The sequence below is a fragment of the [Bacillus] selenitireducens MLS10 genome, from assembly GCF_000093085.1.
GTDB lineage: Bacteria > Bacillota > Bacilli > Bacillales > Salisediminibacteriaceae > Salisediminibacterium > Salisediminibacterium selenitireducens.
In genome coordinates, this window is sequence record NC_014219.1 from 1,386,492 (window position 1) to 1,400,605 (window position 14,114).

The following is a 14,114-nucleotide window of genomic DNA, read 5'->3' on the forward strand; positions in this document are numbered from 1 at the left end:
CAGCAATGATGCTGTCAGGCGTTAACAATCAATGAAAAAACCGCCCTCGAGGGGCGGTTTTTTTTGTGTCTTCATTTAAAAGATTCCGATTGCATTTAAGAAGACAAGCATAATCATGACAGGTGCGATGAATCGCAGGACGAATACCCAAAGATGACCGATTGTCGTATCGCCGAAATCTGATTCTCTGAGGGCGTCTGTTTTTTTCCATCCCCAACCGACGAACAGTGCAATCATCAGACCACCGAGCGGAAGGAAGATGTTTGATGCGAGGAAGTCTGCCGCATCAAGAATTTCAAGTCCCCCGATTCGAACGTTATTTAACACACCGTTACCGAGGGAGGAAGGGATACCGATCAGGAAAATGATCGTTCCGATAATCACAGCGGCTTTCTTTCTGGACCATTCGAACCTTCTCATAAAATAGGCAACGGCAACCTCGAGAAGTGAAACTCCGGAAGTGATTGCTGCGGCAGACAGAAGAAAGAAGAACAGGAAGCCGAAGATCAGTCCGCCGTTCATCTCGGCAAAGATCTCAGGCAGGGCAATGAAAACGAGTCCCGGTCCTGAATCCGGGCTGATCCCGAAAGCAAAGACAACAGGGAAGATCATAATTCCCGCAATAATGGCAAAAAGCGTGTCGAGAGAAGCGACGCTGACCGCTGCACTCGGCAGGGTTTCTTTCTTGGACAGGTAACTTCCGTAAGTGATCAGGGCACCCATACCGAGTGAGAGGGAGAAGAAAGCCTGACCAAGTGCTGCCAGGTAAACAGCCGGATCTGAAAAAGCACTCCAGTCCGGTGAGAAGAGGAACGACATGGCTTCTCCGGCGCCCCCGAGGGTCAGACTGTAAATGGCAAGACCGATGACAAGGATGGCCAAAGCAGGCATGAGAATCTTATTCCACATCTCGATTCCTTTTTTGATACCGCCATAGACAATTGCGATGGTCAGTGCCATGAAGAGGAACTGCCAGAAGAGAGGCTGAATCGGGCTGCTGATAAAGTTGACGAAATAATCGCCATAGCCACCGGCTTCACCAGCCGCAGGCCCACCTGTGAAATACTGGAGGAAATAATGCAACGACCAGCCTGCAATGACCCCGTAGAATGAAAGAATGATGAAAGCTGAGGCGACGCCGAGAAAACCGGCAAGCACCCATGGTTTCCCTGGAGCAATAGTCTCAAATGAGCCAACCACGTCACTTTGTGCGCGTCTGCCGATTGAAAATTCAGCCATAAGAATTGGAATACCGATGGCGATGATGCATGCGATATAAATAAGTAAAAATGCTGCTCCGCCGCTTTCCCCGGCGACGTAGGAAAAGCGCCAAATATTACCGAGTCCGACAGCTGACCCCATTGCTGCGAGGATAAAGCCAAGCTTTGATCCCCATTGTTCACGTGTTTTTAATGCACTCATACAGTTATCTCTCTCCTTTAAAGCGTTGAAGTATAATAAGATCACAGATTACTATAGCACAGAGGCAGATTGCCGTGTACCGATTTTCGTTAAAAACTGAACATTCCAAAATTAAATGTGCATATACGTACCGATAATTGATAATTTTTACCTAGATGAGCGGTGGAACAGTGAAAGGATCTTGGATATGATACGATGAAGGCAGTACAGACATCATGATGGACTGGAGGAATGGTGATGATTGGAGTTGAGATAGCGCTCTTTACCGCAGTGGTAATTGTCTGGGGTCTTCCGTTTGCGTTAAAGATCAGACAGGCAGTTGCTGGTCAGGTTTCGATCAAAGCGGAGAATGAAACCGCCAGGGAGAACAACGATGTGCCTCACAATGGAGCTGTGGAGAAGGTAGAGCTTGTGTATGTGCCGGTACTGATCTTCTTCTTTACGCAGGATATGACAGGTGCCATGATCATGGCGATCCTGGGATTCCTGATTCATGCGGGTTATATGATGAAACTGTCACCTCTCAATAACGTGCGGTTCACCTATACACCTGAGGTGCAGCGCCTGACAGGAACGGTTTATGCGGCAGGTGGACTTGTGATGATGGTGAGCGTTGTCCTTGCCGCGTTCTGGACGATTGCCGCAGGACTTGTACTGATGATCGTGACAATCTGGTCGGTCCATCCTCTGGTCCGAACGGTTCACAATGGCCTCGCACCGGTGGAGGAGCACGTCAGGAATACGGCGGTTCAGGATGCTGTCCGGCTTCTTTCGGTCAGTGAAGGAACGGAGCTGATTCTGATCGAGGGAATTGAGGAAACCGGCCTGTTTGAGGACGCACTTCGTATCAGGAAGTCGGATAGCCGTCTATTTCCATTAAAGGGAGAACGTCTGACGGTATATGATATCGCAAGCCAGATCAACAGCGGACCGGTGGCAGAAGGTGAGTGGGTGCCGGTTTATCTTGAGCGGCTCGGTGACGCGGAACAAAATCAGCTGATGAAGGAACTGAAACCGGGGTGGTGGGTTCAGGTCAAAGACGGCAGGCTACTGATGCATGCCAATAAACACGGGAAGTGGGAACGAGTTCTTGAAGAGACCATTGAAGAAGCGGACCCGAGGGGATTCATAGCGGACCAGCTGATCCGGATGGTCTGACAGGAGCCTGAGCGTCGATTTATGTGAGAGCACCCTGATACAGGGTGCTTTTCAGGCAAGAGATGAAATCGATTTCATGATATTTGTTTGAAAAACGGATCATAAGCGCAAAAAATAATCAGTAGAAATCGTTTTCATTTTTTGATAGACTGTATTTATGAAAAGGATTTCATATATAAGGATAGAGGGAGGATGATGGGATGAGTTGGCACATATCATCTAAAGCATTGGATCAGGATCAGCTTTTGGTCGATGAGAGCCTGTTTGCTCAGGGCAACGGCTATCTTGGCATCAGAGGTAATTTTGAAGAAGGGTATGCGGCAGATATGACGACGATTCGGGGGGCATACCTGAATGCGTTTCATGACGTGGTTCCGATCGAGTACGGTGAAAAACTGTTTGGTTTCCCTGATACGCAGCAAAAGCTGGTCAATAACATCGATGTCCAGTCCATTCGGATTATCATCGACGGTGACGACTTTTCCCTGTTTCAGGGAGAGATCCTCGATTTCGAACGGTTCTTATACATGAAAGACGGCTACAGTGAGCGGAGGATTCACTGGAAGAGTCCGGCGGGTAAAGAAGTGAGCATCCATTTTTACAGAATGATCTCCTTTACAGATAAAGAACTCTTTGTTCAATGGATTGATATTGAACCAATCAGTCAGGTTCAGGAGATTGAGATAGTCTCAACCGTTGATGGCGATGTATCCAATTTCGTGGAAGCGTCTGACCCGCGGGTCGCCTCAGGTCATGCGAAGAGGCTCCATGTGACGGACGTGCAGGACAAAGGGCCTTATATGCAGGTGAGTGATGAGACGGAAGTATCGAAATTAAAGGTCTCGGCAACGACTTGGGTATCCGCATCGAGAGAAGCACTCAAAGAGAGCCGTTCTTCGTTTGAAGGTAAAGTCGAAGAGCGGCGCACGTTCTCCGGAGAGGGGAGCCTCCGATATGAGAAGAGGAGTGTTTATACTGATACGTATCGTCATGAATCGTCGCCTTCTGAGGCAGGGTTCGAACTTGCAAAACGTCTTTCTGCCGTTTCCCTGGATGAACTGATCCGTGGACAGCGGGCCTACCTTAATCGGTTCTGGCAAACATCGGATATCCGCATTGCCGGTGATGACAAGCTTCAGGAAGGGATCCGTTTTAATCTGTATCAGCTTCTGCAGTCGGTGGGGAAAGAACCGACGAGCAATATTTCAGCGAAGGGTCTCTCAGGAGAAGGATATGAAGGGCACTATTTCTGGGATACGGAGATCTATATGTATCCGCCGTTTCTGATGACGGACCCGGAGATTGCAAAGAACCTGCTGCTTCACCGATTCTCTCTCCTTGACGCGGCAAGAGAGCGGGCGAAGGAGATGGGACACCGGCAAGGAGCGCTCTTTCCGTGGAGGACGATCTCAGGTGGCGAGTGTTCTGCGTTCTTCCCGGCAGGCTCGGCCCAATATCATATCAGTGCCGATATTGCCTACAGCTTTATTCAATACTACCTGACGACGGGCGACGAGGTCTTCCTTGCGGATTATGGCGCTGAACTGCTCGTCGAGACGGCCCGTCTCTGGATTGATACGGGTCATATGAAAGACGGTCGGTTCCGAATTGATGACGTGACCGGACCGGATGAATACACATGTATTGTGAATAATAACTATTACACTAACTCCATGGCGAAGCATAATCTTGAGTGGGCAGTGAAAGCAATGGCACTCGTTGAAGAACGCCACCCGACCGTGTATAAAAATCTCGCCGCACGACTTGCTGTCACGGATGATGAGCTGAAGGCATTCCGGGAAGCTTCGGAGTCGATGTACTATCCGTACTCCGATTCACATCGGATTCATGCACAGGATGATACGTTTTTGAACAAGCAGGTATGGGACATCGAAGGGACACCGAAAGAAGAGTTCCCGCTCTTGCTTCATTATCATCCCCTTACCCTTTACCGCTATCAGGTCTGTAAGCAGGCAGATACGGTTTTAAGTCATTTTCTTCTTGAAGATGAGGCGGACGAGGAGACAATCAGGCGCTCTTATGACTATTATGAGCAAGTGACGACCCATGATTCATCGTTGTCCTTCTGCGTCTTCAGCATCATGGCGGCCAAACTCGGTTATGAGAAGAAAGCCTACGAGTATTTCAGTGAAACGGCACGTCTTGATCTTGATAACACGCATAAGAACACAAAAGACGGCCTCCACATGGCGAATATGGGCGGGACCTGGCTTGCACTTGTCAGCGGATTTGGCGGCATGAGGGTCAAAGAAACAGGGCTTCATTTCGCACCGAGACTCCCTGAAGCCTGGGATTCGCTGTCGTTTCAGATTCAGTATCAGGGACGGGTGATCGCCCTTGATATCGGGCGCGACAAAACGGTCTATACACTGACCGAGGGTGACGTGATCAATATGTATCATCACGGAAAACTGTTTACTCTCACAGAGCAACAGACTCTCCTGCACGCATAACGGATCGATCAGCAAATCCGGCCTTGTCAGAGGCCGGATTTGCTGTTTGACGCGGTCTGAAGGCAAAGGCTCGCCGGCAGCTGGTTCAACGCAAAACAGAAATGAGGTTTTGGGTTGACACGATACCTCATTAGGTATACACTGTGTTTATAGTAGTAATACCATAATGGGTATCAATAAAAGGAGGAAACAATCATGGCGGAAGAATCAAAAAATAATGCAACAATGATCGTATTTGACGGGGATCTTGACAAGGCCATCGCGAGTTTTATCATTGCAACAGGAGCGGCGGCAATGGGGAAGAATGTGACCATGTTCTTTACTTTCTGGGGACTCAACGTCCTTCGTAAAGAAGAGCACATTGAAGTGAAAGACAAGAATTTCCTTGAAGGGATGTTCGCGAAACTCATGCCAAGAGGACCTGGCAAACTGAAGCTTTCAAAGATGAACTATGGCGGTGTTGGTTCTCATCTGATGAAGAAAATGATGAAAGAGCACAACGTCAGCACGCTTCCTGAATTGATGGAGCTTGCACAGGATCTCGATGTGAAGATGGTTGCGTGTACGATGACGATGGATGTCATGGGTCTTCGTAAGGAAGAGCTCATTGACGGTCTGGAATACGCGGGTGTCGCATCCTATCTTGCTGAAGCGGAAGATGCGAACGTCAACCTGTTTATCTGATCTTGAAATAATGAAAATTGTGTGAAGTTTGCGTCGGCCCCTCTAAAGGCCGGCGCAGCTTGTGATTGTATACCCCTCTAGGTTTGTGTATAATAGAGGTACAGGTTGGCATTGGGATTAAACTGTAGTAAAATGATAAGGATTAAAGGAAATGTCCTTTCGTTGGTGTCACTGACTTTGAGATTATACAGAACAGGGGTGTTTGATATGGAATATTCACCGGAAGTGAAAAATCGGATGAAGCGACTGGAAGGTCAGGTGCGCGGTGTCTTACGTATGATGGATGAGGAGAAAGACTGTAAAGAAATCATCACTCAGATGTCAGCGATCCGTTCAGCGCTCGACCGGGCGACGGCTTTTGTCGTTGCGAAGAACCTCGAGACGTGCATCCGTAACGAGGCGCAAACCGGTCAGGAAAAAGAAGACGTGATTGAAGAAGCCATTCAGCTGCTTGTAAAGAGCCGCTGATTGTGTTTCAGACTTCGTAACGCAATAAAAGGGTACCGGCGTGTCTGCCGGTACCCTTTTATTTGGGTAAATTCCTCAACAGGGGAGGAGCTTCTTCAGTTCGTCGAGTGAGGCGATTTCATGATCCGGGCGGACAACCTTTGGCTGTTTCCCTTCGCGATTCAACCAGACAGATGTGATGCCTGTGGCGTTGGCCCCTTTGATATCCGTCATGAGATTATCGCCGACCATGAGCACATCTTGCGCTTTTTGACCGGCGAGGGAGAGGGCGTGTTCAAAAATCGACGGGTCCGGCTTTCCGATTCCGAACTCGCCGGAGATAATAATGGTCGAAAAGTAAGGAACCAGTTCGGGCGTCAGTTTCAGCTTGATATTTTGAAGCTGCGGTGACCCATTCGTCAACAGTACCAGTTCATAAGATTCTTTTAGCTCTTCAAGGACCGGCAAGGCATCGTCAAACAAGAACGGGTTGGCGAGACGCTCTGTTCTGAACGTGGTGGCCAGTTGACGGCCAAGCTGTTCATCGTTGATGCCGCAGTATTGAAGCGCTTCGGTCCAACTCGTCTTCTGGTAATGGGTAATAATCGATTTGAGTTCTCTGAAGCCGTCAGACGGATCGTCAAACTCGCCCCAAAGGCCTTCAAAAGGGTTAATCCCGATTTTTTTCGTAAATGGGTAAGCATCATACCTTGCATAGACCTCCGGTGCTTTCAGGCGAATCGCTTCATACAGGCTGTTTGCTTCCACTCTCGCTTTCGATTCGGCAAAGGCACATGTTTTACGAAGGGCTGTTTCCACACTTCGCGCGTCGTTTAATAAAGTATCATCAAGGTCAAAAAAGATGGCGTTTGTCATGAACATTCCTCCAATGGCTGATCGGCGAGTCCGTTTCCCGCCGTTTCTTTTTAAGTCTATACAAAAAAGACGCATCTGTAAAACAGATGCGTCAATCCGTATTTGGATCAGGAGGTCGGTTTTAAAGGCCGGTACTGTTTATCGAACGTGAAGCCTTCTCCGGACACTTCCTTGACATCATTGATGGAGAAGAAAGCGTACGGGTCCACTTCCTGGATCAAATTCTTCAGCTGAATGAGCTCGTGACGGTTCACGACACAGTAGAGAATCTGGCGTTCGCTTTCCGTGAAGCTTCCGCGCCCGGTAATGACGGTGGAACCCCTTCCCATTCGCTCAATGATGGCTTTTGAGATGGCCTCAGTTTTGCTTGAGATGATCATTGTGGATTTAGCCGCACTTGCCCCTTCAATGATCAGATCAATAACCCGGCTTGCCACAAACACGGTGACGAGGGTATACATCGCCTGCGTGAGCGTCAGGTGGATCATGGAAATGGTGATCACGGCTGCATCAAAGCTGAACATAAATTTCCCGATGCTCATCCCGAAGTATTTCTCAGCGAGACGGGCGAGAATGTCTGCGCCGCCGGTTGTGCCACCGGCTCTGAAGATCATGCCGAGACCGGTGCCGGCAAAGACCCCTGCGAAGAGTGAGACGAGAATCATGTCGTCATGAAGGGGGATTTCCGTCACCGGGTACAGTTCGAAGATCCGAAGAGAAACAGACAAAGACAAGGTACCGAAGATGCTGTAGATAAGCATATTCTTCCCAAAGAGTTTATAGCCGATTAAAAAGAGGGGGATGTTCAGTGCCAAATTCGAAAAAGACGGTTCGATGGCAAAGAGATAGTATAAAAACAGCGTAATGCCGGTAAAGCCTCCGTGTGCCAAACCGTTTTGTATATTAAAATGAATGATGCCGAAGCCGAAAATGAGTGTCCCGACGATGATGATGAGAAACGGTCTGACTTTAAGACCTTCTGTTACCTGCTTTAATCTGTTCATATTCAGATCCCTCCCGGAAATAGATGATGGTATGATTCAAACGAGACTGAGTATAACACACGGCAGGGGGGAACCCAACCACATAGTTGCAGATCCCCCGAAGTATCAATCTTCAGATAACCGGAACCGGTTTCAGTGAAAAACTCGTGAAGAAAAAGTTGACGAAATCCCCCGAAGAGTGATAATATTCAAATAATTATCGGCGATAGCCGGTAACTTCGACAACCTCACCCTTGATGAATGAATACTCTTATCAAGAGCGGCTTAGGGACTGGCCCGATGAAGCCCGGCAACCAGCACAGGATCTGTTTTTCACTTGTGCAAGGTGCCAATTCCAGCAGGACACCAGGTGTTCTGGCAGATGAGAGCGCCCTTTTTTTATTGGGATCAGACGCTCGCCCTGCCTTGAACAAGGCGGGGTTTCTATGTTTTTTCAACAGCAAAAGGAGGAATCAGCAGTGGGAAAAGAAGTGAATGAATGGAAGAAGAGTACGCAGCTGCTTCATGCAGGACAGGTGGCCGATCCGGCTACAGGTGCGAGAGCCGTTCCGATTTATCAGACGACGTCTTACGTCTTTGACGATGCGGAACACGCGGAAAGGCTGTTTTCTCTCGCAGAACCCGGCAACATTTACAGCCGCATTATGAACCCGACAGTGGATGCTTTTGAGAAGCGGATGGCGATCCTTGAGGACGGCGTGGGTGCATTGGCCACTTCGTCAGGCATGTCGGCGATCACCCTGACCATCTTCAACCTTGCAGAAGCGGGAGACGAAATCGTTGCCGCATCGAATTTGTATGGCGGCACATACAATCTCTTTAAAAATACCCTCCCGAAATACGGGATCAAGGTACATTTTACGGATTCGACGGATCCTGAAGCCGTCAGAAAAGCGATCACACCAAAGACAAAAGCCGTTTTCGCCGAAACAATCGGGAATCCGAGCCTGAACGTCCTTGATTTTGAAGCCATATCCGATGTGGCACACGAAGCGGGTGTGCCGCTGATTATCGACGGGACCTTCGGGTCACCGGCGGTCTGCCGCCCTTTGCAGCATGGAGCGGATATCGTGATCCATTCGGCAACGAAATGGATTGGCGGACACGGAACGACCATCGGCGGGGTCGTGGTTGATGGAGGACGGTTCGAGTGGTCAAAAGAGAAATTCCCGATGTTCCATGAACCGGACCCGGGTTATGACGGCCTTCAGTATAAAGATCTCGGCGAACTGGCCTTCATCTTAAAGATGCGCGTTCAGCTCATGCGTGATATTGGAGCGGCGATGAGTCCGTTTAATGCGTTCCTTCTCCTGCAGGGTCTTGAAACGCTGAATCTGCGTATGGAACGCCATCAGGCGAATGCCCTTGCCCTCGCGGAGAAGCTTCAGTCGCATCCGCAGGTTGAATGGGTCAGCTATCCTGGACTGAAGGATCATCCGGCCCATGATTTAGCTGAACAATATTTGAGCGGCGGGTATGGCCCGGTTGTGAACTTCGGCATCAAAGGCGGTCGTGATGCGGGGCGGGAATTGATCCGTCACGTGAAACTGTGGAGCCACGTCGCGAATGTCGGCGATGCGAAGAGCCTGATCATCCATCCCGCGAGCACAACGCATCTCCAGCTTTCCGATGAGGACCTTGCCACGACGGGAGTTACACCGGATCTCGTGCGTCTGTCCGTCGGACTTGAAGACATTGATGACTTGTACGAAGCCCTCGATGAAGCACTGCGCATAGCTTCCGGCGATCATCCTGCGGAGGAGGAGCCGGATCATCTGTACGAGCGGATGATGTCTTCCGCTGTCCTTCATCAGCCGGAAGGTTCGAGACGAAAAGTGATTCTGAACTATGGATCAGATGAATCTGTTAAACCGTTCAAACGACTCGGGTACAGAGTAATTTCAGAATCGGATCTGACGCAGGACAGCGTCGTCGATTACATTACAGCCAACGACGAATCAGCTGTCTCCCGGGATGTCTTGGATCAGTATGAACCTCTTGGCATCCTCTATATAGGTGAATAACTTGACTAAAGGTGTGCGTCGGTCTACCCGATTCGCACCTTTTTTTCTTGTTTGTTCACGTTACTTCGGCTTTTCGGTATAATGGAGGGTGAAGAAAGTGGGGTGGGTCCGTGTTTAAAATGATGGTGTCAAGTTTTATTATCATGCTGATTCTCTCCATGGCGGGATTATTGTATCTGTACAGTTCGGGAAGCAGTGAAGGCGAATCGGATATTGCGAATCTGGATTTTACGTTTGAGAACAGTGACTATCTCTTCTATTTGACTGACGGGGAGATTGCTTCTGCTATTCAGGAGTCAAGAGAGAGTATCCGGCTTATCGAGGATTATCTGATTGAACTAAATGACACAGGGATACCGGAGATCGCCTTTGTTTATATGGAACCGCCGATTCTGACGGCAAAGCTCGAAGCGAGAAGAATCTCGGATCACTTTGGACGCACCGCTTCTGTACCGGAAATCAAAGAAGGTCTTTCGGATCGGTATTTACCCGTTATAGGGCGGTTTACCGGGAATCATGCGTTTGTGTTCGATGTTTCACTGCACCAGGAGACGGATGGAGAGGACCTTCATGAGGTGCAGTTTTATGAAGAAAACAGTGGAGGCGGTGCTGTGAAGACGATCCTGATCGATATGGAAACCGTCGATCCATCGATTCCTCTGTATATGGATGTGTTCGATGTGTCTGATCCTGCTTTGACAGCGCGTTACAGAATTGATTTTGAGACATTCCAAACCCATGATTAAACCCCGGCTCTTCCGAGATCCGGGGTTTAACAGGGTCATAGGCGATCATCGTTTACTGATCCACGAGCTCCGGATAGCGCTGGCTCATTCTTTCAAAGATCGTTTCCTGGATCATCATAAAGGCCCCTTCTTCATCCTCATCATGATCACCGTATCGGGCGATAACCTCTTCTGTGATTTGCGAACGGATAAAAGGTTCCAGATAATGAATATCCTGCTGCCGTTGAAGCATGGTGCTCCCGTACGCTTCTTCGATCACCTCAAAAAGGATCATGAGGCTCTGGTCTTCGTCCTCTCCGGCTTCATCAGGATCTGTCCCCTCATCAATAAACGCTGAATAGGATTCGGCATCAAAGTCAAACGCAAATTCAGATTCTGCATACTCAAGCCAGGTATAAAGTTCGCCCGCTGTCCATTCCGCATCCTGATCGATGGATTCATCGGAATAGCCCTCATTGATCCGCTCAAGAAACTGGTAATAGAGACGGCTGTGCGCCATCAGACTCGCTTCAGTCGGCTGTTCTTCAGCTTCGGGCAAGGTGACGGCAGTCACCAGCTCTTCGGCTGACTGTCTGATTTCTGCTTCACGCTGCGGATCGTCGAACTCATGCTGTTCATCCCCGGATGCAGAAATATTCAAGTCTCCATCCATCGTTCCCCCGTTTTCGGAAACGGCATTTTCATTATTAGCAGCGGTTGTGTTCTGTTCGTTCTGCGAATCATCCATGGCCCCATTGCTTCCCATTCCAGGCTCCGGTCCTGAGGTATTCTCGAGATTCAGTGCCACCGCAGAAAGACCGGTCAGTAAGACGATGCCGACAGCTAACACAATCCATTTATTTCGGTTCAATTGATTCACTCCTGATTCATGACATGATTACTTTTGCAATTATACCATGAAGTAAGAAACTGTCCTATAAGCCGAACCGTAAATTTGGAAAATAGGTCTGACAACTTGCGCTGTTCGTGGTATGATAAAACCATTAAACTGTTAGATGGATCCTGCAAACAATACCGGGAGGATGATGAATGTGATTCAATATATTCGGGATGCTAGTCTTAGGAAAAAGATACTCGGTACGTTCAGTATTGTTATTATGCTGCTTATCGTCAGTTCGATAACCACGTACATTCAGATGTCACAGGTTGGCGGAGAGATGGATGAATATGGAGAAGCCAACGAACGGGCGGTGGCCGCGACGGAAGTGGCAGCACTGGTCAGGGCGACGTACATATTGAAGTCAGATGAGCTGAGAACGGGCGAAGAGATGGATACAGCTCAGTTCGAGACCTGGACGACCACATTGAACAGTCACCTCTCGCTCCTTGAAGAAGGTCTCCAAGAGGAGGAGCAACTTGCCTTGCTCGCCTCTGTCCAGGAAAACCTTGAAGCCTTTTATAATCAAATTGAGCGTGTTCCTGATCAGGTGGGTCCGATTCAGAATCAGCGGATGGATGAATTGGCTGATTTGAGAGGGGACGTGGTGGATGATGCCCTTGCACTCACGAACGTTATTCAGGGTCAGGCAGAAGTCGCAGAGGCAAACGTAATCGGAATCATTGATGACAATTCACTGTTCTTCTCCGTTGTAATCGGATTGAACATCATTCTCGGAACCGTCTTTTTCTACCTCCTGAGCCGGAATATGTCCCGTTCACTGAATGAAGTCGTCGGTCGCATGGAAGCGATCAGTGAAGGCAATATTCATGTGTCCGAGATAGAGGTTAAAGGAAAAGATGAAATGGGACAGATGGGTCTGGCAGTGAATCGAATGCTTGGAAGCTTAAAGGAAATGGTCGGTAAGATCTCCGAATCGTCAGATCAGGTCGCGGCAAGTTCAGAAGAACTGTTGGCATCGGCAAGTGAGACAAGCCGCGCGACCGAAGAGATCAGCGAATCGATTCAGGAAGTGGCATTGGGTGCGGATAAACAGTTGAACAAAGCATCTGACAACTCCCAAATCGTAAGCGAAATGCGCAGTCAGGTTGACCGCGCCACATCGGCAATCGATGAAGTGGATCAGGTTACGGAAAATGCAAACGAGAAGACCGTTCAGGGCAAACAGACGCTCGAAATGACGATATCCCAGATTCATGAAATCCAGGGCGTCACGAAAGATATTGATGAATCCGTCCAGCGGGTGTCCGAGCGTTCCGATCAGATTGGCAATATTATTAAACTCATCAATGACGTTGCGGAACAGACGAATCTTCTCGCCCTGAATGCGGCCATAGAGGCTGCAAGAGCAGGCGAGCATGGCAAAGGGTTTGCGGTGGTGGCTGATGAAGTCCGAAAGCTTGCGGAGCAGACCGGGAACGCAACAGGGGATATTCAGAAACTGATCGAAGAAATGCAGGTTGAGGTTTCGAGGTCCGTGGATTATACCCAATCAGGCAGTAAAGCTGTTGAGCTTGGAACGGACTATGCGAATCAGGCCGGAAAAGCGTTCGATGATGTGGATGATGCCGTAGTTGCGGTGACGAAGAGAATGGCAGACGTGACAGGGATTATGAAGGAAATAAAAGAAGGAATCGGTAATGTCGAGGATTCCGTATCCGAAACGAAAGCGTTGAGTGAATCATCGGCCGGATACAGTGAAAATGTTGCTGCTTCAGCTGAAGAACAGACTGCATCCATGGAGGAGGTTCATGCTTCAGCCAATCAGCTTGCGGACATGGCTGAAGAGCTCCAGGAAGTTATCGCGGCCTTCAATAAGTCTTGAAACGATGCTTCACACTAAGGGTCTGAATACTGTATAATTGAGGAAACGAGTTCATTTTCGGGAGGATTGGTAAGCATGCTCGATGAAACATACAAGCATATCTTAATGTGTTATGATGGCTCAAAAAATGCAGAGAAAGCATTGATGAAAGCAGTCAATGTGGCAAAACGGAATGAGGCAAAATTGAGTGTTGTGCACATCATTCATAAGGATAATCCTCAGTTTGAAGTGGTTAAACCGTCAAACTTTCAAGCGGAAGCCGATCAGCATGCAGAAGAGATTCGCCGTCATGTAGAGGCAGTGATGGACCGTGCAGACTTTAAGGCGTTTGAGGTGCTGATTGACACCGGTAATCCGAAAACGAAAATTACCTACGATTATATCGATGACCTGGGAACGGATCTTGTCATATGCGGGCATACCGGTATGGATTCCTATGACAAGATGGACATGGGCAGCACGTCAGAGAACATTGCCCGATACTCCAGTGTGGACGTCATGATCGTCAAATAAATAAAGGAATTATCATACAGTTTGAAAAACCTCTGCCAAAGCG

Annotated in this window: 12 protein-coding genes and 1 riboswitch; of the genes, 8 read left to right on the forward strand and 4 right to left on the reverse strand. The window is 48.7% G+C overall.

Annotation, left to right across the window (positions count from 1 at the left end; all coding sequences use genetic code 11):
- Nucleotides 1–75 precede the first annotated feature (75 nt).
- Nucleotides 76–1,422 (reverse strand): sodium-dependent transporter, encoded by a 1,347-nt coding sequence (locus tag BSEL_RS06270; protein WP_013172142.1) that lies wholly within the window; start codon nt 1,420–1,422, stop codon nt 76–78.
- A 237-nt stretch (nt 1,423–1,659) separates the two neighbouring features.
- Between BSEL_RS06270 and BSEL_RS06275 the strand changes: the two genes are divergently transcribed.
- From BSEL_RS06275 to BSEL_RS06290, 4 genes are all read left to right on the forward strand, one after another.
- Complete coding sequence (locus tag BSEL_RS06275) at nt 1,660–2,580, forward strand: hypothetical protein (RefSeq protein ID WP_013172143.1); 921 nt, start codon at nt 1,660–1,662, stop codon at nt 2,578–2,580.
- Nucleotides 2,581–2,780: 200 nt separating this feature from the next.
- Nucleotides 2,781–5,054: a glycoside hydrolase family 65 protein gene (locus BSEL_RS06280; RefSeq protein ID WP_013172144.1), complete on the forward strand. Its 2,274-nt coding sequence runs from the start codon at nt 2,781–2,783 to the stop codon at nt 5,052–5,054.
- 195 nt (nt 5,055–5,249) lie between these two features.
- Nucleotides 5,250–5,738: a DsrE/DsrF/DrsH-like family protein gene (locus tag BSEL_RS06285; RefSeq protein ID WP_013172145.1), complete on the forward strand. Its 489-nt coding sequence runs from the start codon at nt 5,250–5,252 to the stop codon at nt 5,736–5,738.
- Between the two features lie 207 nt (nt 5,739–5,945).
- Nucleotides 5,946–6,206 carry a metal-sensitive transcriptional regulator gene (locus BSEL_RS06290; RefSeq protein ID WP_041581791.1) on the forward strand — a complete coding sequence of 87 codons (261 nt, stop codon included), beginning with the start codon at nt 5,946–5,948 and terminating at the stop codon, nt 6,204–6,206.
- A 75-nt stretch (nt 6,207–6,281) separates the two neighbouring features.
- Here BSEL_RS06290 and BSEL_RS06295 read toward each other — a convergent pair whose 3' ends face one another.
- Entirely contained in the window at nt 6,282–7,061 is a 780-nt protein-coding gene (locus tag BSEL_RS06295) for an HAD family hydrolase (RefSeq protein WP_013172147.1), read from the reverse strand.
- 107 nt (nt 7,062–7,168) lie between these two features.
- The gene (locus BSEL_RS06300) at nt 7,169–8,065 is read right to left on the reverse strand and encodes a YitT family protein (protein WP_013172148.1); all 897 of its coding nucleotides are present in this window, start codon (nt 8,063–8,065) and stop codon (nt 7,169–7,171) included.
- 247 nt (nt 8,066–8,312) lie between these two features.
- Nucleotides 8,313–8,433: riboswitch (SAM riboswitch) on the forward strand.
- A 57-nt stretch (nt 8,434–8,490) separates the two neighbouring features.
- On the opposite strand from BSEL_RS06300, the gene BSEL_RS06305 reads away from it, so the two are divergent.
- Together BSEL_RS06305 and BSEL_RS06310 are read left to right on the forward strand one after the other, a co-directional pair.
- Complete coding sequence (locus BSEL_RS06305) at nt 8,491–10,089, forward strand: O-acetylhomoserine aminocarboxypropyltransferase/cysteine synthase family protein (protein WP_013172149.1); 1,599 nt, start codon at nt 8,491–8,493, stop codon at nt 10,087–10,089.
- Between the two features lie 110 nt (nt 10,090–10,199).
- Nucleotides 10,200–10,835: a hypothetical protein gene (locus BSEL_RS06310; protein ID WP_155522712.1), complete on the forward strand. Its 636-nt coding sequence runs from the start codon at nt 10,200–10,202 to the stop codon at nt 10,833–10,835.
- Between the two features lie 52 nt (nt 10,836–10,887).
- On the opposite strand, the gene BSEL_RS06315 is transcribed toward BSEL_RS06310, so the two are convergent.
- Nucleotides 10,888–11,685 carry a hypothetical protein gene (locus tag BSEL_RS06315; RefSeq protein WP_013172151.1) on the reverse strand — a complete coding sequence of 266 codons (798 nt, stop codon included), beginning with the start codon at nt 11,683–11,685 and terminating at the stop codon, nt 10,888–10,890.
- Between the two features lie 181 nt (nt 11,686–11,866).
- Here BSEL_RS06315 and BSEL_RS06320 point away from each other — a divergent pair, with 181 nt between their 5' ends.
- Both BSEL_RS06320 and BSEL_RS06325 read left to right on the forward strand, forming a co-directional pair.
- Nucleotides 11,867–13,558, forward strand: coding sequence for a methyl-accepting chemotaxis protein (locus BSEL_RS06320; RefSeq protein WP_013172152.1), 1,692 nt, complete (start codon nt 11,867–11,869; stop codon nt 13,556–13,558).
- 75 nt (nt 13,559–13,633) lie between these two features.
- A complete protein-coding gene (locus BSEL_RS06325; RefSeq protein WP_013172153.1) occupies nt 13,634–14,071 on the forward strand; it encodes a universal stress protein in 438 nt (145 codons plus the stop codon).
- Nucleotides 14,072–14,114: the final 43 nt, after the last annotated feature.

Bases quoted from the DNA above. Each gene is read 5' to 3' on its own strand.
- BSEL_RS06270 (WP_013172142.1), bottom strand. From the start codon at position 1,422: ATGAGTGCATTAAAAACACGTGAACAATGGGGATCAAAGCTTGGCTTT.
- BSEL_RS06275 (WP_013172143.1), top strand. From the start codon at position 1,660: ATGATTGGAGTTGAGATAGCGCTCTTTACCGCAGTGGTAATTGTCTGG.
- BSEL_RS06280 (WP_013172144.1), top strand. From the start codon at position 2,781: ATGAGTTGGCACATATCATCTAAAGCATTGGATCAGGATCAGCTTTTG.
- BSEL_RS06285 (WP_013172145.1), top strand. From the start codon at position 5,250: ATGGCGGAAGAATCAAAAAATAATGCAACAATGATCGTATTTGACGGG.
- BSEL_RS06290 (WP_041581791.1), top strand. From the start codon at position 5,946: ATGGAATATTCACCGGAAGTGAAAAATCGGATGAAGCGACTGGAAGGT.
- BSEL_RS06295 (WP_013172147.1), bottom strand. From the start codon at position 7,061: ATGACAAACGCCATCTTTTTTGACCTTGATGATACTTTATTAAACGAC.
- BSEL_RS06300 (WP_013172148.1), bottom strand. From the start codon at position 8,065: ATGAACAGATTAAAGCAGGTAACAGAAGGTCTTAAAGTCAGACCGTTT.
- BSEL_RS06305 (WP_013172149.1), top strand. From the start codon at position 8,491: ATGTTTTTTCAACAGCAAAAGGAGGAATCAGCAGTGGGAAAAGAAGTG.
- BSEL_RS06325 (WP_013172153.1), top strand. From the start codon at position 13,634: ATGCTCGATGAAACATACAAGCATATCTTAATGTGTTATGATGGCTCA.